The 17,090-nt window shown below is 62.9% G+C and carries 19 protein-coding genes; 10 read left to right on the top strand and 9 right to left on the bottom strand.

Annotated features, from left to right (window positions below; genetic code table 11):
• Nucleotides 1–58: 58 nt before the first annotated feature.
• Nucleotides 59–1,183: a succinyl-diaminopimelate desuccinylase gene (gene dapE, locus QRN42_RS09115; RefSeq protein ID WP_284975961.1), complete on the top strand. Its 1,125-nt coding sequence runs from the start codon at nucleotides 59–61 to the stop codon at nucleotides 1,181–1,183.
• Nucleotides 1,184–1,203: 20 nt separating this feature from the next.
• On the opposite strand, the gene QRN42_RS09110 is transcribed toward dapE, so the two are convergent.
• The 4 genes from QRN42_RS09110 to QRN42_RS09095 all read right to left on the bottom strand — a co-directional run bounded on the left by QRN42_RS09110 (nucleotide 1,204) and on the right by QRN42_RS09095 (nucleotide 4,484).
• Nucleotides 1,204–2,055, bottom strand: a complete 852-nt coding sequence (locus QRN42_RS09110; RefSeq protein ID WP_284978924.1) for an amino acid ABC transporter permease — start codon at nucleotides 2,053–2,055, stop codon at nucleotides 1,204–1,206.
• Nucleotides 2,052–2,702 (bottom strand): amino acid ABC transporter permease, encoded by a 651-nt coding sequence (locus tag QRN42_RS09105; protein WP_284978923.1) that lies wholly within the window; start codon nucleotides 2,700–2,702, stop codon nucleotides 2,052–2,054. The genes QRN42_RS09110 and QRN42_RS09105 overlap by 4 nt, the downstream gene beginning before the upstream one ends.
• A gap of 95 nt (nucleotides 2,703–2,797) precedes the next feature.
• Nucleotides 2,798–3,676, bottom strand: coding sequence for a glutamate ABC transporter substrate-binding protein (locus QRN42_RS09100; RefSeq protein ID WP_284978922.1), 879 nt, complete (start codon nucleotides 3,674–3,676; stop codon nucleotides 2,798–2,800).
• Between the two features lie 52 nt (nucleotides 3,677–3,728).
• Nucleotides 3,729–4,484 (bottom strand): amino acid ABC transporter ATP-binding protein, encoded by a 756-nt coding sequence (locus QRN42_RS09095; protein WP_410549250.1) that lies wholly within the window; start codon nucleotides 4,482–4,484, stop codon nucleotides 3,729–3,731.
• Between the two features lie 182 nt (nucleotides 4,485–4,666).
• Here QRN42_RS09095 and QRN42_RS09090 point away from each other — a divergent pair, with 182 nt between their 5' ends.
• The 4 genes from QRN42_RS09090 (at nucleotide 4,667) to QRN42_RS09075 (ending at nucleotide 7,572) form a co-directional block, all read left to right on the top strand.
• Nucleotides 4,667–5,506, top strand: coding sequence for an LOG family protein (locus QRN42_RS09090; protein ID WP_284978921.1), 840 nt, complete (start codon nucleotides 4,667–4,669; stop codon nucleotides 5,504–5,506).
• Between the two features lie 18 nt (nucleotides 5,507–5,524).
• Nucleotides 5,525–5,866 (top strand): DivIVA domain-containing protein, encoded by a 342-nt coding sequence (locus QRN42_RS09085; RefSeq protein ID WP_284978920.1) that lies wholly within the window; start codon nucleotides 5,525–5,527, stop codon nucleotides 5,864–5,866.
• Nucleotides 5,867–5,946: 80 nt separating this feature from the next.
• Nucleotides 5,947–7,179, top strand: coding sequence for a putative hexosyltransferase (locus tag QRN42_RS09080; RefSeq protein WP_284978919.1), 1,233 nt, complete (start codon nucleotides 5,947–5,949; stop codon nucleotides 7,177–7,179).
• Nucleotides 7,180–7,404: 225 nt separating this feature from the next.
• Entirely contained in the window at nucleotides 7,405–7,572 is a 168-nt protein-coding gene (locus QRN42_RS09075; protein WP_284975967.1) for a DUF3117 domain-containing protein, read from the top strand.
• A 95-nt stretch (nucleotides 7,573–7,667) separates the two neighbouring features.
• Here QRN42_RS09075 and QRN42_RS09070 read toward each other — a convergent pair whose 3' ends face one another.
• Complete coding sequence (locus QRN42_RS09070) at nucleotides 7,668–8,300, bottom strand: O-methyltransferase (protein ID WP_284975968.1); 633 nt, start codon at nucleotides 8,298–8,300, stop codon at nucleotides 7,668–7,670.
• Nucleotides 8,301–8,504: 204 nt separating this feature from the next.
• Here QRN42_RS09070 and sigE point away from each other — a divergent pair, with 204 nt between their 5' ends.
• Genes sigE through QRN42_RS09055 form a run of 3 tightly spaced genes read left to right on the top strand, consistent with a single transcriptional unit; the run spans nucleotide 8,505 to nucleotide 10,471 of the window.
• Nucleotides 8,505–9,128 (top strand): RNA polymerase sigma factor SigE, encoded by a 624-nt coding sequence (gene sigE / locus QRN42_RS09065; RefSeq protein WP_284975969.1) that lies wholly within the window; start codon nucleotides 8,505–8,507, stop codon nucleotides 9,126–9,128.
• 7 nt (nucleotides 9,129–9,135) lie between these two features.
• Nucleotides 9,136–10,050 (top strand): hypothetical protein, encoded by a 915-nt coding sequence (locus QRN42_RS09060; RefSeq protein WP_284978918.1) that lies wholly within the window; start codon nucleotides 9,136–9,138, stop codon nucleotides 10,048–10,050.
• Between the two features lie 31 nt (nucleotides 10,051–10,081).
• The gene (locus tag QRN42_RS09055) at nucleotides 10,082–10,471 is read left to right on the top strand and encodes a twin-arginine translocase TatA/TatE family subunit (protein WP_284978917.1); all 390 of its coding nucleotides are present in this window, start codon (nucleotides 10,082–10,084) and stop codon (nucleotides 10,469–10,471) included.
• A gap of 32 nt (nucleotides 10,472–10,503) precedes the next feature.
• Here the strand turns inward: QRN42_RS09055 and QRN42_RS09050 are convergent, their stop codons facing one another.
• The 3 genes from QRN42_RS09050 to QRN42_RS09040 are packed head-to-tail and all read right to left on the bottom strand — an operon-like array spanning nucleotide 10,504 to nucleotide 13,662.
• Nucleotides 10,504–11,631, bottom strand: coding sequence for an Mrp/NBP35 family ATP-binding protein (locus QRN42_RS09050; protein ID WP_284978916.1), 1,128 nt, complete (start codon nucleotides 11,629–11,631; stop codon nucleotides 10,504–10,506).
• Nucleotides 11,632–11,633: 2 nt separating this feature from the next.
• Nucleotides 11,634–12,386 carry a DUF1003 domain-containing protein gene (locus QRN42_RS09045; protein WP_410549254.1) on the bottom strand — a complete coding sequence of 251 codons (753 nt, stop codon included), beginning with the start codon at nucleotides 12,384–12,386 and terminating at the stop codon, nucleotides 11,634–11,636.
• The gene (locus QRN42_RS09040; RefSeq protein WP_284978915.1) at nucleotides 12,379–13,662 is read right to left on the bottom strand and encodes a magnesium transporter MgtE N-terminal domain-containing protein; all 1,284 of its coding nucleotides are present in this window, start codon (nucleotides 13,660–13,662) and stop codon (nucleotides 12,379–12,381) included. Before QRN42_RS09040 ends, QRN42_RS09045 begins: the two co-directional genes overlap by 8 nt.
• Nucleotides 13,663–13,738: 76 nt before the next feature.
• On the opposite strand from QRN42_RS09040, the gene QRN42_RS09035 reads away from it, so the two are divergent.
• Entirely contained in the window at nucleotides 13,739–14,566 is an 828-nt protein-coding gene (locus QRN42_RS09035; RefSeq protein ID WP_284978914.1) for a general stress protein, read from the top strand.
• Nucleotides 14,567–14,569: 3 nt separating this feature from the next.
• Here QRN42_RS09035 and QRN42_RS09030 read toward each other — a convergent pair whose 3' ends face one another.
• Nucleotides 14,570–16,153, bottom strand: a complete 1,584-nt coding sequence (locus QRN42_RS09030; protein ID WP_284978913.1) for an aminopeptidase P family protein — start codon at nucleotides 16,151–16,153, stop codon at nucleotides 14,570–14,572.
• Nucleotides 16,154–16,233: 80 nt separating this feature from the next.
• On the opposite strand from QRN42_RS09030, the gene QRN42_RS09025 reads away from it, so the two are divergent.
• Nucleotides 16,234–17,079 (top strand): PHP domain-containing protein, encoded by an 846-nt coding sequence (locus QRN42_RS09025; RefSeq protein WP_284978912.1) that lies wholly within the window; start codon nucleotides 16,234–16,236, stop codon nucleotides 17,077–17,079.
• Nucleotides 17,080–17,090: the final 11 nt, after the last annotated feature.

The raw sequence follows: 17,090 nt of genomic DNA, 5'->3' as shown, positions 1-17,090 counted from the left end.
GAGTCTCATGCTGAACAAGTCGCATTTGTGGCATATTCGTGGGCGTTAAGGTGGAAGGGTGACCCAGAATCCTGCCTTCGCGCCTCTTGACCTACGCCAGGACGTGGCCGTGCTCACGGCCGCACTTATCGATATCAACAGTGTGTCCGGTAACGAAACCGAACTGGCCGACGCCGTCGAGGATGCGTTGCGTGCCATCGGCGAATACTCGGTGGTGCGCGATGGAGATGCCATTATCGCCCGGACCGAACTTGGCCTACCCGAGCGCGTGATCCTGGCCGGACACCTTGACACCGTCCCGTTGCCCACGGTTGAGGGATCGCTGGGCACAGTGCCTGCAACCTGGGAATCCGGGCGTGCGGGGGAGGGCGTGCTCTACGGCCGTGGAACAACGGACATGAAGGGCGGCGTGGCTGTACAGCTCGCTCTTGCTGCGACACTGTTCGACGCCGGGCGGCAGCCCGACAGGGACGTCACCTTCGTTTTTTATGACCATGAAGAAGTAGAGGCCGTTAAGAGCGGCCTGGGCAGGTTGGTCCGCAACCACGGCAACCTCCTGCAGGGCGATTTTGCCATCCTGCTGGAGCCCACCCACGGCACCGTGGAAGGCGGCTGCAACGGCACGAGCCGCTTCGAGGCCACCACCACCGGCGAAGCAGCTCATTCTGCCCGCGCGTGGATGGGCAGCAATGCCATCCATGCAGCGGCGCCCATCTTGGCCAGGCTCGCAGCTTACGAGCCGCAGACCATCACCGTCGATGGGCTCGACTACCGGGAAAGCCTTAACGCGGTGAAGATCAAGGGCGGGACGGCAGGAAACGTCATCCCCGATCGCTGCGTGGTGGAGATCAACTACCGATTCGCCCCCGACAAGACGCCGGATCAGGCCGAAGCCCATGTACGTGAGCTCCTGGAGGGCTTCGACGTGGTCCGAACCGACGCCGCCGCCGGTGCCCGGCCCGGCCTCAACCACCCTGCTGCCGCCTCCTTCGTGGCCGCCGTCGGCGCCGAGCCGAAACCGAAATACGGATGGACCGACGTCGCGCGGTTCAGTGAACTCGGCATCCCGGCGGTGAACTTCGGACCCGGCGATCCGCTGCTGGCCCACAAGGACAACGAACACGTCGACGCCGACGCCGTCCGGGAGTGCCTCCGGGCACTGCGGACATGGCTGGGGCAGTAGCCGGGCCGTTTGGACTGGTGCTACTGCGGCGCGTTGACGTCCAAGTCGACTGTCTTGATGGCGGAGGCGACGCCGCCGGCGGCTTTCTTGGTGCCGCGCCGTTCGATCATGATGGCAAGCCGGGAAACGGACAGGTTGATCAGGATATAGATGGCCGCGCCTACGAAGAACGCAGAGAACAGCAGGCTGGGTTCAAGGTCGGCTATCAGCTTGACCTTACGCAGCAGTTCCTCGTACGCCACGATGTAGCCCAGCGACGTGTCCTTCAGGAGGACCACCAACTGCGCAATCAGCGAGGGAAGCATGCGCCGGATTGCCTGCGGGAATTCGATGCTCATGCGTGACTGGAAGCTGCGCAGGCCTATGGCCAAACCGGCCTCCCGCTGCCCCTTGGGCAGGGACTGGATTCCGGCCCTGAGGATCTCGGCAAAGATCGCGGCGTTGTACAGGACGAGGCCGCTCACGACGGCGGTGAAAGGGCTCGTGGCGAAAACCAGGAGGACAAAGAGGATCATCAGCACCACGGGCATGCCGCGCAGGAATTCGAGGACCACCTGAGTGGGGATCCTGACCCATGGGATCAGCGAGATCCGCAGGAGGCAGAAGGCAACTCCCAGGGGGAACGCGATGACCGCGGCGACACCTGCGGCTTGCAGCGTGGCAAGGACGCCAAGGCCCAGTTGGGTCCACACGTCAGCGGCGTAGTCGTTGACGAAGACTTCCCAGCGGGACGAGTTGAATATCCCCTGCGACGAGAGGATGACAATAGCCCCCACCACGCCGGCGGCAATGATGACGGAACCGATGATCGAACCGATGAGGGAGATACGCCGGGCTTTGGGGCCGGGAACGTCGTAAAGGACTGAAGTCATCGGGCGATCGCCACCTTTTTCTCGATGAAGTGGGCCAACAAGCCCAATGGGACGGTGATCAGCAGGTAGAAGAAGGCCACACCGATCAGGATCCACATGACGGCGTCGCCATGGCTGTTGGTGAGTTGCAGGCCATAACCGAAGAGCTCCATGACGAAGAATGCGCCGGCAACGGATGAGTTCTTGACCAGGGCGATCATGATATTGATCAACGGCGGCACCACTGTTCGGAGGGCCTGGGGCAGGATGACCAAGCCAAGTACCTGGGTGAACGTCATGCCGATGCTGCGGGCCGCTTCGGCCTGCCCTACAGGGACGCTGTTGACGCCGGACCGCACGGCCTCGGCGACGAAGGCCGCGGTGTAGGTGCTCAGTGCGATGACGGCGGCCACTTCGAATTGCTCGAACTTGATACCCAGCCTGGGAAGCACGATAGCCGAGAAGAAGAAGATGATCGTCAGGGGAGTGTTTCTGGCGACTTCAACGTAGAAGGTGCTGAAGCCCCGCAGAGCTGCTACCGGCGAGACGCGCATGGCGGCCAGGATGGTACCGACGATCAGGGCGATGACGCCCGAAATGACGGCGAGGAAGAGGGTGCGGAGGAATCCGTCCCAATATTGGGGGAGGCTTTCGAAGATGGCGTCCATGGCTTCTTTCGGCTACGGCGGAAAGGGGAATTAATCCGTGGAATCCGCGGTTGCCGCCGCTCCCGTTCAAGGGCCGGCGGCAACCACGCGATTCTTTAGTAGCGGCTGATTGCGGGCAGCTCAGGAGCGGTCTTGATGACCTTTCCGGCTGTTGCTTCCCATGCCTTCTTGTACGTGCCGTCCTTGCCGAAAGCCTCAAGCTGATCGTTGATCCAGTTGCGGAACACGGTGTCGTCCTTCTTGAGTCCGATGCCGTACGGCTCCTTGGTGAACGTCTGGTCCGAGGCCAGCTTGAAAGCGTCCGGCTCCTTGTCCACGTACCCGGCGAGGATGACGTTGTCCGTGGTGACGGCCACAACTTGCTTGTTGCGCAGCGGTTCCAGGCAAGCAGTGTAGTTAGCGGCCGGAACCAGATCCGCGCCGTACTTGTCAACGATGGTCTTTGCCGGCGTTGAACCCGTTACGGAGCACACCTTCTTGCCCTTGACGTCTTCGGGCTTGGTGATGGAGTTGTCGTCCTTGTTCACCAACAGTGCTTGCCCTGCTTGGTAGTAGGGGCCAGCGAAGGACACCTTCTGCTTGCGGGCATCGGTGATCGTGTAGGTCGCAATAACGATGTCAACCCGGCCTTGTTCGATGAAGGACTCACGGTTGGCCGATACGGTTTCCACCCATTCGATCTTGTCGGCCGGGATACCCAGCTTGGCGGCGATGCTCTTGCCGATTTCGACGTCGAAACCAACCGGCTTGCCGTCCAGGCCCTTCTGTCCGAACAACGGCTGGTCGAACTTGGTGCCGATGACGATCTTGCCGGCCTTGTTCAACTTCTCCATGGTGGTGCCTGCCGCGAACGAGGGCTTGTCGACGGGAGCCGGTGCGGAGCCGCTTCCGCCACCGCAGGCGCTCAGTGAGAGGGCAAGCGCGGCGGATGCGGCAACCAGGAGAGACTTCCTCCGGGTGATGAGTGACTTCATGACGTTCCTTTCATTGGATGGCCGAAAGGGCCGGGTGCAAGCGATGGGGAAGCTAGTGGGTCAGTAGCTTGGAGAGGAAGTCCTTGGCCCGGGCACTCTTCGGGTTGGTGAAGAACTCCTCGGGTGTGGCATCCTCGACGATCTGGCCGTCGGCCATGAACACGACGCGGTCAGCAGCCTTCCGGGCGAAGCCCATCTCGTGGGTGACCACGATCATCGTCATGCCTTCCTTGGCGAGCTGGATCATGACGTCGAGGACCTCGTTGATCATCTCGGGATCCAGCGCCGACGTGGGCTCATCGAACAGCATCACCTTCGGCTTCATGGCCAACGCGCGGGCAATGGCCACACGCTGTTGCTGGCCACCGGAGAGCTGGGCGGGAAGCTTCGGGGCCTGGTGCCCGACGCCGACGCGTTCGAGGAGTGCCATGGCCTCCTTTTCAGCCGCGGCTTTGGCCATTCCCTTGACCTTGATGGGGCCCAAAGTAACGTTCTCGAGGATCGTTTTGTGGGCGAACAGGTTGAAGGACTGGAACACCATTCCGACGTCGGCGCGCAGGCGGGCGAGGTCCTTGCCTTCTTCGGGGAGCTTCTTCCCGTCAATGGCGATATCGCCGTCGTCGATTGTTTCGAGCCGGTTGATGGCACGGCACAAGGTCGACTTGCCGGAACCGGACGGTCCGATGACCACCACCACTTCACCCTTCCGGACGTGGAGGTTGATGTCTTTGAGGACGTGGAGTTGACCGTAGTGTTTGTTAACACCATTCAGGGAGACCAGCTCATCGCCGGACACTTGTGTAGTCATATTAAGAATCTAGCGAACGAAGTTCTTCCTATGACCGTGGTCACGGCACTTGTCCAAGATCGTGATTGAACAGAAACCTTATCTCCAGATTAATTCCAGCCTTAAGTGGTGGCGGTCCGGGCGTCGCCAACGGGACGAGTCGCTGCGCAGGGGCTGCGGCCGATAAGCGCTAGCCTTGGGCAATGAGTATGAGCCAGCACCCAGTTCCTCGTCCGGACGCCAACGGCAGCGTCCCGGCCGGCCAAGCACCCCTCCCCTCTGACGTCGCCCCGGCGAAATACAAGGGCCCGCTGGAACTTCGCCGCAAACAAGCTGATTCCGGTATGTCCGATCAGCACTTGTTGGATTCAAACGGAGCTGATCAGTTCATCCATACTGATCCGTGGCGGGTGCTGCGGATCCAAAGTGAATTCGTTGAGGGTTTTGGTGCCTTGGCAGACCTCGGCCCGGCCGTCAGCGTCTTTGGCTCCGCGCGCACCAAACCAGGAACGGCCTACTACGACATGGGGGTGGAGGTAGGGCGCAAGCTTGCCGAAGCGGGCGTGGCCGTCATCACCGGCGGCGGTCCGGGTTCCATGGAAGCCGCCAACAGGGGCGCCGTGGAAGGCAACGGTGTGTCGGTGGGGCTCGGTATCGAGCTTCCGTTCGAACAAGGCCTCAACCAGTGGGTGGACCTGGGGATCAACTTCCGGTACTTCTTTGCCCGCAAGACCATGTTCGTCAAGTACGCACAAGGGTTCGTGGTGCTGCCAGGTGGTCTCGGTACCTTGGATGAGCTCTTCGAAGCAATGGTGCTGGTGCAGACCCGAAAGGTCACCTCGTTCCCCATCGTTCTGTTGGGCGTCCGTTTCTGGGGGCCGATGCTTGAGTGGATCAAGGGCACGTTGGTGGAGGAGGGGATGGTCTCCGAAAAAGACCTGGACCTGATCCAACTGGTAGACGATCCGGCCGACGCAGTTCACCGCGTGCTCCACGGGGCGCCCCTCCCGCCGGCGGCCAACGGCAATCAACGCCCTGAATAGCCGCGTCTTTCTGGCACCATGGACCCTGTGAGCTTTTTCCTGGTGTTTCTCGCGATCGTCCTTGTTGGAGCCGCGCTCTATTTCGGGGCGCGCATCGTGCAGGGACGTTCCCTGGGGTCCGGCCTGGATGATCCGGTGCCGAACCTGCCTCCCGTGCTGCTTGCCCACAATCCGGAAGCGCGCGACGTCGATGCCGTTCGCTTTGCGCTGGGGCTGCGGGGTTACCGGATGGACCAGGTGGACCAGGTCCTCGATGAACTGCGGGACCAGCTGCAGGCAAAAGACCGTGAAATCGAGAGGCTGCAAGCGTTGGTGGAGGCACTTCCCGAGGACAGTGCCTCCGCCCCTGGCCCGCAGTGATGAAACCTGCGGCGCGCCCTGCGGGTCAAGAGGGCGCCACGGACGCAGTGTCCCGGTTGCTGTCTACCACGGTGTGGCGGATGTCCGGTTGGCCGTGGTGGCTGCAGGTCTTGGTGGTCTTCGTGGCCGCACGGCTGGTGAGCGCGTGCATCTTTGCCGCCGCTGCCCTGCACCAAGGGACCAACCCGTGGTTCGCCCCTGCGCCCGATTACTGGAACTTCATCACCATTTGGGATGGCCGCTGGTATCAAACCGCCGCTGATGAGGGCTACCCGTCCGTCTTGCCACTGGATGAGAACGGAGTGGTCAAGGAGAACACCTGGGCGTTCTACCCGCTGTTCCCGCTGCTGGGCCGAGGACTGAGCGCCCTCACGGGGTTAGGCACCTTGCAGTCTCTCACCACCGTTGCGATGGCAGCGGGCTTGGGTGCGGCGCTGGTCATCTACAGGCTTTTCCTCGAGTTCACCGGCAGGCGCACAGCATTATGGGGAGTCGTCTTCGTCTCCACCTTTCCGGTGTCGGCGATCCTCCAAGTTCCGTACGCCGAATCCCTGAACCTGCTGCTGCTCGCTGCGGCGCTTTTGTTGGTGGTACGCGGCCGATACCTGAGTGCCATCCCGGTAGTTCTGCTGATGTGTCTTTCCAGGCCCACCGGTGTGCCGTTCGCGTTAATGCTGGGACTGCTGCTGGTGGGGAAGTTGTGGCAGCGTTTCGGACCCAACCAGGCTGTACGTCCAAGAAAACAAGGCGAACAAGCCGAACAACCCGGTCAAGCCGAACAAGCCGACCAGCCGACGTCGTTGGTCCGCTTGGTGCCGTTAACAGTCTTGGTGGGGGTCGCCGCGTTGGGAGCTCTGGCCTGGCCGGCCATCGCATGGGCTGCCACGGGGGACCCGACGGCTTACACCCGCACTGAAACTGCTTGGCGTGGTACGGACTTGGTGCCGTTCAAGCCATGGTTCGACGCCGGTCAAATGCTGCTTGGACCCGTCGCCGGAGTATTTGCGCCCTTCGTGTTCGTTGGGCTTTTCGCGCTTGTCATGGTCTCCAAGCCGGTCAGGGCTTTGGGAACTGAACTGCGGCTCTGGTGCGCCTGCTACATGGGCTACCTTCTGGTCTTCCTGCAACCGCAGACCAGCACTTTCCGGATGCTCCTGCCCATGTTCCCGCTGGCACTTGGCGTCGCCTTCCTTTCGAAGTCCAAGGCCTACCGGGGCACCGTGGTGGTGATGTTCATCCTGCTCCAGATAGTGTGGATCGTCTGGCTCTGGGCTTGGGCCCAGTTGCCCGGCGGCGGTGATTACCCGCCCTGACGTGGCGTTATAGGGCCCGGACGCAGTAAGTACAGAGTCCGGACGAATATGCCGTTGATTCGCTACCGGGCGTTAAGTACGGGATAATGGGGTAATAGCAAGAAGAAGCACCCTAACAGGTGCCCGGCCAAGGCGGCCGCCCCGTGTGCCGCCGGCTGGCATTGCGATGCGCATCCAGCCCGGCCGGGTTGGCGTGACATAGGACAAATGGAGGGGATTTTCCTAATGGCGGCTATGAAACCACGAACTGGCGACGGCCCTATGGAAGTTACCAAAGAGGGACGCAGCCTGATCATGCGCGTGCCGCTCGAAGGTGGAGGCCGGCTTGTGGTCGAGCTCAACGCCGCCGAAGCGGAAAACCTCAGGGAATGCCTCGTAGGCGTTACTGGCTAGGACCTTTACCAGCCAGCTTCATAGGGCAGGGCCCGGCGTGAGCCGGCGCCCTGTTTTGCGTTGGGAAGCACTCGGTTTTGCGTGGGAAGCCCCCGCTACTTCTTGACTGCCACCAAGAGTCCGTCTCCTGTCGGAAGCATGGCTGAGGCGAGGCGGTCGTCGTCGCGAATCGATCTGCCGATCTGGCGGAGGACCACTGTGGTGGCGTCCCGCGCCGCCGGGTTGGAAACCCGGTCTTTGTCCAAAGCATCATTGATTACCAGCGTTCCGCCGGACTTGAGCAAACGGACGGCCTGCTCAACGTAGACGGGGAAGTTCGGCTTGTCTGCGTCGATGAAGACGAGATCGTACGCGGCATCGGTAAGCCTGGGGAGGACGTCCGCCGCGCGGCCGGAAATGGTGCGCGTCCTGTTTGCCGGACTGCCGGACTCGAGGAAGGCCTCCCGCGCGGCCTTGAGGTGTTCGACGTCGAGGTCGATGGTGGTCAGGACTGCTTGCGATCCGAGTCCACGCAAGAGGCACACACCGGAGACTCCGGCGCCGGAACCGACTTCAACCACGGTCTGCGCCTTGGAAGCGGCCGCCAGCACTGTGAGCACCGCACCTACACCCGGGCTCACCGGGGTGACACCGAGCTCGTAGGAACGTTCCCGGGCCCGCAACAACACGTCATCTTCGGCCGGCAGATCTTCTGCGTAGGACCAGCTGCTTGACTTGTCGGCACTCATGAAGGGATTCGCTCTCCGCGTGTAGGGGTGTTGTACCAGACTACTGTGTCCCGCGTGCCGGCCGGGTTCGCGCCGTTTCGCCGAGCGTGGAAAATGTTGGTTGATCAGGCAATTCCCAGACAAATCTGGGATGATACTTGTCCGGTCATCCATGAGGTGGACGGCACCGGGCTACGGTGTACCACAGTTTGAGGGGAGTGGACGATGCCGGCATCGCATGCTGAGCCAGTCCAAACATCGGAAAGCCTTGAGGCAGTTGCCGAGTGGGTGATGCCCAGCTGGGAGGACGTGGTGGCCAACCACTCCGCCAAGGTCTATCGCCTTGCCTACCGCCTGACGGGCAACAAGTTCGACGCCGAGGACCTCACCCAAGAGGTGTTCGTCCGGGTGTTCCGGTCACTTGAGAATTTTAAGCCTGGCACGTTGGATGGCTGGTTGCACCGCATCACCACCAACTTGTTCCTCGATCAAGCCCGGCGCAAAAGCCGGATCCGTTTCGACGCCCTCGGAGAAGATGCCGAGTCCCGCCTTCCCGGCCGAGAGCCTGGCCCGGAGCAAAGCTACGAACACAACAATCTTGATCTTGACGTCCAGCGGGCTTTGGAAGAATTGCCGCCGGATTTCCGCGCAGCTGTGGTGCTGTGTGATTTGGAAGGCCTCTCTTACGACGAGGTTGCTGAGGCCTTGGGCGTGAAGCTGGGCACCGTCAGGTCCCGAATCCACCGCGGCCGGACGATGCTGCGCGAGAAGCTGGCCCATCGTGATCCGCGCCCCGTCACCACGCGCAAGCCGCGCCTGAAGATGCCGCGCATCGCTGGGCTTCACTAGGACTCCAATGCCTCGTCGCCATCTCCGGCTTGGCGCGCTCCGCCGGTCGTCGTGGCGCGCCCTACGCCACAACCGCAATCCCACGCACGTCGCTGCGTGTGCCCGGTGCCAGGCCGCCCACCTCCGCGAACAGCAATACTTGGAACGGCTGAGGGGTTCCACTGTGCCCGAAGCCAGCCAAGACCTCGCCGCACGCTTGATCCAACAGACAGAATCGCTGGCCAACCAGAGGGATACTCCCTGCAGCGCGCGATCGAGGCAGCCACACGTCCGCCGGTCCCTGCGGATCACGGTGGTCGCTGCTGGAACGCTGGCGCTCAGCGCAGGAGCGCTTGCCGCCACCGCCTACGCCGTGGGGGGCGACGCGGAACCGCCCGCCCGCACCGCTGCCAGTGACGCCGCGCCACTGGCCGGCGGTATGGAGACGGGCCCGGCCGAGCTCATTTTCGACTCCGCTCCCACCACCAATACTGCAAGCTTGAGCCCTGAGCAGATCGGTCTTTTACGGGCCAACGGCTGGGCCTGCCCGGAGATGGCCCAATTGGGTTTCCACGTTATCGCCGCCCGCGCCACTGAGGTGGATGGGAACCCGGTCGTCGAGCTGGATCTCGAAAACAACGGCCACTCGGCCACGGTGCTGGAGGAGCACATGCAGGGCCAGGATCGAGGTGATTCCGAGCAACATGCCACTGCGCGGCTTTCCATTACGCAGGGATCACCCTGGCAGGCCGTCTACACAACATCGTCCGCCATTATCAAGTACACCGCCGACCTGCCGGCAAACCAAGCCGCGGACGCAGTTCCGGAACTGGTCAGGGCAGGGGACTCCATGAGCCTGGAATCAGCAGCCCGTCCATCCGAGGCCGGGTACCAGAGGCTGCTGCGAGGGCTCGAGGCCCTCCTGCGTCCAGCTGGTTTATGAGCGGCACCACAGACAAGGTAATCTTCGAAGCGTGTTTGGAATCAATGGCCCGGAGTTCATCGTCCTTTTGATCATCGGCGTGCTCGTCATCGGTCCCAGCCGCCTGCCCGAATACACCCAGAAGCTCGCAAACTTGGTCAAGGAAGTGCGCCGGATGGCCTCCGGTGCACGGGAACAGATCAAAGAAGAAGTCGGCATCGACATCGATGACGTCGACTGGAAGAAGTACGATCCCCGGCAGTACGATCCGCGCCGGATCATCAAGGACGCCCTGCTCGAAGACGATCCTAAGCCTGTCAGTGCCGGAGCACCAGCCGCTGCCCCCGCGGTCGCTGAACCAAGCAGGCCGAAGGCTCCCGAACGGATCATCCAGCGGCTTGCGGACGGCGAAGCAGCACCGTTCGACACGGAAGCCACCTAAGGGAACAGGCCCAGGAAGAACCGGCCCAGGAATCAGCGGGGTTCGATCCCCAGCTTCATCCCGGACAGCCCCCGCGGACGAGTTGCCAGCTTAGCTGCGATATCGATCAGTGCCGCACCGGCCGCGCTTTCCCCGGCTCCGAGGACCACCGGTTTTCCGGCATCCCCGCCTTCGCGCAGGCGGATGTCCAAAGGGATCTGCCCCAGCAGCGGGACATCCGTGCCAACCGCGCTACTCAACCGTTCAGCCAGTACCGCCCCACCGCCGCTTCCGAACAGCTCCATGCGGCCGCCGTCGGGCATGTCCAGAAAGGACATGTTCTCGATGACTCCGGCCACCTTCTGCCCGGTTTGGGTGGCAATGGTTCCGGCACGTTCGGCGACGTCGGCGGCGGCTGCCTGGGGCGTCGTCACCACGATGATCTCCGCTGTTGGAAGCAATTGCGCCACTGAGATGGCGATGTCGCCCGTGCCCGGCGGGAGGTCGAGGAAGAGCGCATCGAGGTCCCCGAAGTAGACGTCCGTGAGGAACTGCTCCAAGGCCCTGTGCAGCATGGGCCCGCGCCAGGCCACCGGTTGGTTGCCCACCACGAACATGCCGACGGACACGACTTTGACGCCGAAAGCAACGGGAGGCAGGATCATGTCGTCCACCTGCGTGGGCTTCTGCGTGATGCCCATAAGTCCCGGTACCGAGAATCCGTGAACGTCGGCGTCGACAATGCCGACACGCAGGCCTTGGGCCGCGAGGGCGCACGCCAAGTTCACAGTGACCGTTGACTTGCCCACCCCGCCCTTGCCGCTGGCCACCGCGTACACCTTGGTGAGGGACCCGGGCTGCGCGAAAGGTATGACCCGCTGGGCGCCTGGACCCCGGAGCTTGTCCCTGAGCGCTTGGCGTTGGGCGGGCGTCATCACCTTCAGTTCAACGTCCACGGCCGAAACGCCAGCGACGCCGGAGAGCGCTTCAGTGGCATCCCGGGTGATGGTGTCCCGCAGCGGACAGCCGGCAATGGTGAGCAGGACTGCCAGGCGCACTGTACCGTCTTCGGCAGCCGATACCGACTCGACCATGCCGAGCTCCGTGATGGGGCGGCGGAGCTCCGGGTCGATGACGGTGGCCAGCGCAGCGTCCAGGGCCTGGGAGGATATTTGCCCCACGCCTATGCCAAGCTTTCCGGAGCGTCGGGCGCCTCGGGAGTTTCGGGTCTCCTCAAGGGCTTGCCCGTGGAATGCTGCGGGCCTGAGCCCTTGGGACGGACCTTGGGGATCTGTTGGGTTCGCGGACTGCGGGATTTATCCCGCTTTTCCTTGATCCGCTCCTTTACTTTCTCGCGCGGGGATTCCGTTTCGTCCGGAGCGGTTTCATTTTCCCGCAGTTCTTCCTGGGCATCGATGATGTCTTCCAACAAGCCGCGCAGCTCTGCACGGACGTAGTCGCGCGTGGCCACTTCCCGCAGCGCGATCCGCAGCGACGCCAGTTCACGGGTCAAGTACTCGGTGTCGGAAAGGTTCCGTTCGGCCCGCTGGCGATCTTGCTGCAGGGACACACGGTCCCGGTCATCTTGCCGGTTCTGTGCAAGGAGCAAGAGGGGAGCGGCGTAGGAGGCTTGCAGGGACAGCATCAACGTCAACAGGGTGAAACCAAGCTCCACGCGGTCGAACTGCCACTCGGTGGGGGCAAAGGTATTCCACACAAGCCAAAAGACGCAGAACACCGTCATGTAGACGAGGAACTGCGGTGTACCCATGAACCGCGCGAAACCCTCCGTTGCCTTGCCGAAAGCGTCCGGATTGGGGGACAACTTGGGAAGGAACCGCTGGCGACCCGTCAGCGGAGTGTCAAGGCTCCCGTAGCTGTTGCCTGCTTGGCGTGCGATGGCCTTGGGGGAACGGGTGGAGTTGTTCTCAGCCAATGCGGCCTCCCAGTTTCCTTATTGGGGCGTCATCATCATGGGCGCGCCAGTCATCCGGCAACAAGTGATCCAACACGTCGTCAACAGTCACCGCCCCCACAAGGCGCCCATCGTCGTCGACGACGGGAAGCGAATTGAGGTTGTAGGTGGCCAAGGTGCGGGCGACTTCGCTGATGTGTGCCTGGTCGGACAAGGGCTCAAGGTTCTTGTCGACGAGGTTTCCCAGCGGCTCCGGCGGGGGAAAGCGCAAAAGTTGTTGGATGTGCACCACGCCCAAGAACCGGCCAGTGGGCGTTTCGAGCGGGGGACGGGTAATAAAGATGGAGGAAGCCAAAGCGGGTGAAAGTTCCTCCCGCCGGACGTGTGCCAGCGCCTCCGCCACGGTGGCTTCCGGGGGGAGGATAACCGGGACCGGCGTCATCAAGCCACCGGCTGTGTCTTCGTCGTATTCAAGGAGACGGCGGACGTCCTCAGCCTCCTGCGGCTCCATCAGTTGCAGGAGTTCCTCGGCCTGGGCCGAGGGAAGCTCTGCCAGGAGGTCGGCGGCGTCGTCGGGATCCATCTCCTCGAGGATATCCGCGGCGCGTTCAACGTCCAGGGCAGAGAGAATCTCCACCTGGTCATCCTCCGGGAGTTCCTGCAGGACATCGGCGAGCCGCTCGTCCTGCAGTTCGCTGGCTACTTCGAACCGGCGCTTGTCGCTCATCTCCTGGAGGGCTTCGGCGAAGTCGGCCGGTTTCAGGTCCTCGTGGGTGGCCACGAACTGCGTTGCCGCCTGGGGCTCGTTCGGCGCTTCGGTGCGCGCGTCGGCCCAGTCGATAATGAGCGTTTCATTGCGCCGGAGCCTGCTGAGCGGTGACATGGAATGCCCACGGCGGACGAACAATTTGCTGACGAACCAGTCTTTTGAACGGTGCTGGTCCATGGCGATGTCCTCGATGGTGGCGTCCCCGCTGCCATCGGCCAACGTGACGCGGCGATCGAACATCTCCGCCACGACCAACATTTCCGCCCCGCGCTGCTCGAAGCGCCGGAGGTTGACCAAGCCCGTGCAAATGATCTGGGTTTGGTCGATGGAGGTGATCCGGGTCATCGGCACGAATACCCGTTTTTTGCCCGGAACTTCCACAACGATGCCAACTACATGTGGAGCCCCGCGCGTACCGCGTGAGAGCACCACGACATCACGCAGCCGGCCAAGACGGTCGCCCAAGGGGTCGAAGACGTCCAGTCCGAGCAAGCGCGCGACAAAGACGCGTGAAGGATGTGTGCTCATGTTCATAGGCTACCGAGTCTGCACTCTTTTAGCTGAATTCCAGCCGCTTCCCATGTCGATGCGACACAATGGGGCTATGTCTAACATTTTTGGTGCTCCCAAAGCCCTTGAGGAATCCCGCAGTGTGCCGCAAGGAGACACTGTTGGCTCGTATACCTCGTATTTGGATGCCCAGAAGGCGGTGGACTACCTCGCGGACCAGCAGTTCCCGGTTCAGCACGTCTCAATCGTGGGTAACGACCTGAAAATGGTGGAGCGGGTCACCGGCCGGCTGAGTTACCCGCGGGTGGCCTTGTCTGGTGCCCTGAGCGGCATGTGGTTCGGCCTCTTCGTCGGCGTCATGCTCTCCTTCTTCACTCCCGCTGGCGGACCGTTTTCGATTATCACCTCTGTGTTGATGGGCGCGGCCTTCTTCATGCTGTTCGGCATCGTTACCTACGCCACCCAGCGTGGAAAGCGCGACTTCACATCGACCAGCCAAGTGGTGGCCACCAATTACGACGTCATCGTCGCCTTTGAAGCTGCCCACGAGGCACGCAGGTTGCTCCAGCAGCTGCCAATGAACTCGTCCCAAGCCGGCGGCCGCCCAGGGCCCTACAGCACACCGAGCGCGCCGTTCCAGCAGCCGGGCCAGGCCCCGGAACGTCCCTCGACATGGCACGACCCCTATGGCCAGCGCACCCCGGGTAACGATGGCTCCGGCACTCCTGCAGGCCAGAATGTGCCTACGTCAGGGGCAACTCCAGCGGACCAGGCTCCGCAAAAGCCCGTTTCCGGCGCCGTTCGATACCCGGACCTCCCCGACGGTCGCCCCCAATACGGGGTCCGTGTGAACGAAGGTAATTCAGCACCGCAGGGCGACGCCCAGCCGCCTGCTGCCGGGGAGAACCCCCGGCAGCAGTAGTGGTCAGCCCGCGGCCTCTTGGTAAATCCCGGCCATCCATGATTCGACGTCGTCGACCGTACGGGGAAGGGCGGCACTGAGGTTCAGCGGTCGGTCCGCGGTCATCAGGATGTCGTCCTCGATCCGGACGCCGATGCCGCGGTACTCCTCGGGAATAGCCAAGTCCTCGTTCTTGAAGTACAGTCCGGGCTCGATAGTGAAGACCATTCCCTCGGTGAGGACTCCGTCCAAGTAGAGTTCGCGCTTGGCTTGTGCGCAGTCATGGACGTCCAGGCCCAGGTGGTGGCTGGTTCCGTGTGGCATCCAGCGCCGGTGCTGCTGGCCCTCGGGGCTGATCGCTTCTTCGACAGAGACCGGCAACAGGCCCCACTCCGCCAGGCGTTCGGCGAGCACCGTGGTGGCAGCAGTGTGGATGTCGCGGAACCTGACGCCCGGACGCGCAGCAGCGAATCCGGCGTCGGCGGCGTCGAGGACAGCTTCGTAGACTTTGCGCTGAACGTCGGTGAACGTGCCGGTGGCCGGCAGGGTGCGGGTGACGTCCGCGGTGTAAAGGGAGTCGGCCTCCACGCCGGCGTCCAGGAGGAGGAGCTCCCCAGCCTTGACGGGGCCTGAGTTTCGGGTCCAGTGGAGCACCGTGGCGTTGTTGCCGGATGCCGCTATGGTGTCATAGCCCAACTCGTTGCCTTCTTCGCGTGCCCGGGCAAAGAAGGCACCTTCAACAACCCGTTCGCCGCGCCGGTGGGTCAGTGCGCGCGGAAGGGCGCGGACGACGTCGGCAAAGCCTTCGACGGTGGCGGCCACGGCGATCTTCATCTGCTCGATCTCCCACTCGTCCTTGATGAGGCGCAATTCAGAGAGTGCTTCGCTCAGCTTTTCATCGAGTGCGTCGAGTTCACCAAGGTCAAGGTTTTCCGGGTCCTTGGCGGTGTTGAAGCGGGCAGTGTCCACCAGGGCATCGATGTTCTCGTCTACTCCGCGGACCAGGCGGATGGAGATCCCGCCGATCTCCGGAGCCCCGACGTTCTTGGTGATACCGACCTCCAGTTCGGAGATGTCGGCGGTGGGGAGGCCCAGCCGGGCCTCGAATTCAGCGAGCGTTGGACGTGCACCGATCCAGAACTCACCGGAGCGCGAGTCGGCGTAGAACTGTTCTGTATCGCGCCCGGCGAGCGGCCGGAAGTAAAGCGTCGCCGCGTGGTGGCCGGCGTCGTCGCCCTTTCCTTCAGCGACAGGCTCGAGGATCAACACGGCGTCGGGCTCGTGGTCCAGGCCCAGCCCGGTGAGGTGCGCGAAACCGGAGTGCGGGCGGAACCGGTAATCGCAATCGTTGGAGCGTACCTTCAGTGGCCCCGCCGGGATGACCAGCCGTTCGCCCTTGAACAGTTCGGAGATGGCACGACGGCGGCGGGCAGCGTGGTCAGCGACGGCGTCGCGCGCAGGGGTTACCTGCGGGGCGGGCGCCCAGTTGCTGGCCATGAAGGCCTTGAAGGCCTCGGATGTGGGCCGCTGGGAACGGTTGTTCACGCGTTCTTGCAGGGGCTGGGAATTTGCGGAGTCCATGTTTTGGGTGTTTTCGGCATCGTTCACCGTTACATCGTCCCACCAGTGAGTTGATGTGGCCAACGGCGCACCGGCGTATGCGGCCGCGCATCCAATAGGCTGGGAAAGTGAGGATCGACCTGCATACGCACTCCAATGTTTCCGATGGAACCCAGTCCCCGGCGGAGGTGATTGTTTCCGCCGTTGCGGCGGGGCTCGACGCCGTGGCATTGACGGACCACGATTCCACGGACGGCTGGGAGTCTGCGGCTGCAGCGGCGCAGGACAATGGGATTGCCTTTGTTCCCGGGATGGAAATTTCCTGCAGGACAAAGGAAGGGATCAGCGTCCATCTGCTGAGCTATTTGCACGATCCCGCGCACCCCGGCTTGCTGGAAGAGATCACCAAGTCCAAGGACGCCCGCCTGACCCGTGCCGAGCACATGGTCAGCCTGCTGTCCGAGGATTATCCGCTCACGTGGGATGACGTGATTCACCATGTTGCGCCCGGGGCCACCGTGGGCCGCCCGCATATCGCCGACGCGCTGGTCGCTGCCGGAGTTGTGGCGGATAGGACGGAAGCGTTCACGTCGATCCTCACGTCCCATTCACGGTACTTCGTCCAGCACTACGCGCCGCACCCGGCCCTCGCCGTCGAGCTCGTCCGGGCAGCGGGCGGCGTGCCCGTCTTTGCGCACCCGGTGGCGTCATCGCGCGGACGGATCGTGGGGGAGGGCGTTTACCAGGAGATGATCGACGCCGGACTGCTGGGCGTGGAGGTGGACCACCGGGACAATCCCGAAGAAGGACGCACGTTCCTTCGCGAACTGGCCGCGACCCATGGACTGCTGGTCACGGGTTCCTCGGATTACCACGGGGCCGGCAAGCCGAACCTGATCGGCGAGAACACCACGCGACCCGAAGTCCTTGCGCGGATAGAGGAATTGGCAACCGGCAGCAGGGTAATCCGGTGAGGCAGGGTAGT

This window comes from Arthrobacter sp. fls2-241-R2A-200, assembly GCF_030209745.1.
GTDB lineage: Bacteria > Actinomycetota > Actinomycetes > Actinomycetales > Micrococcaceae > Arthrobacter.
Note: the sequence above shows the minus strand (reverse complement) of the source record. Positions and strands in the feature narration are given on the sequence as shown.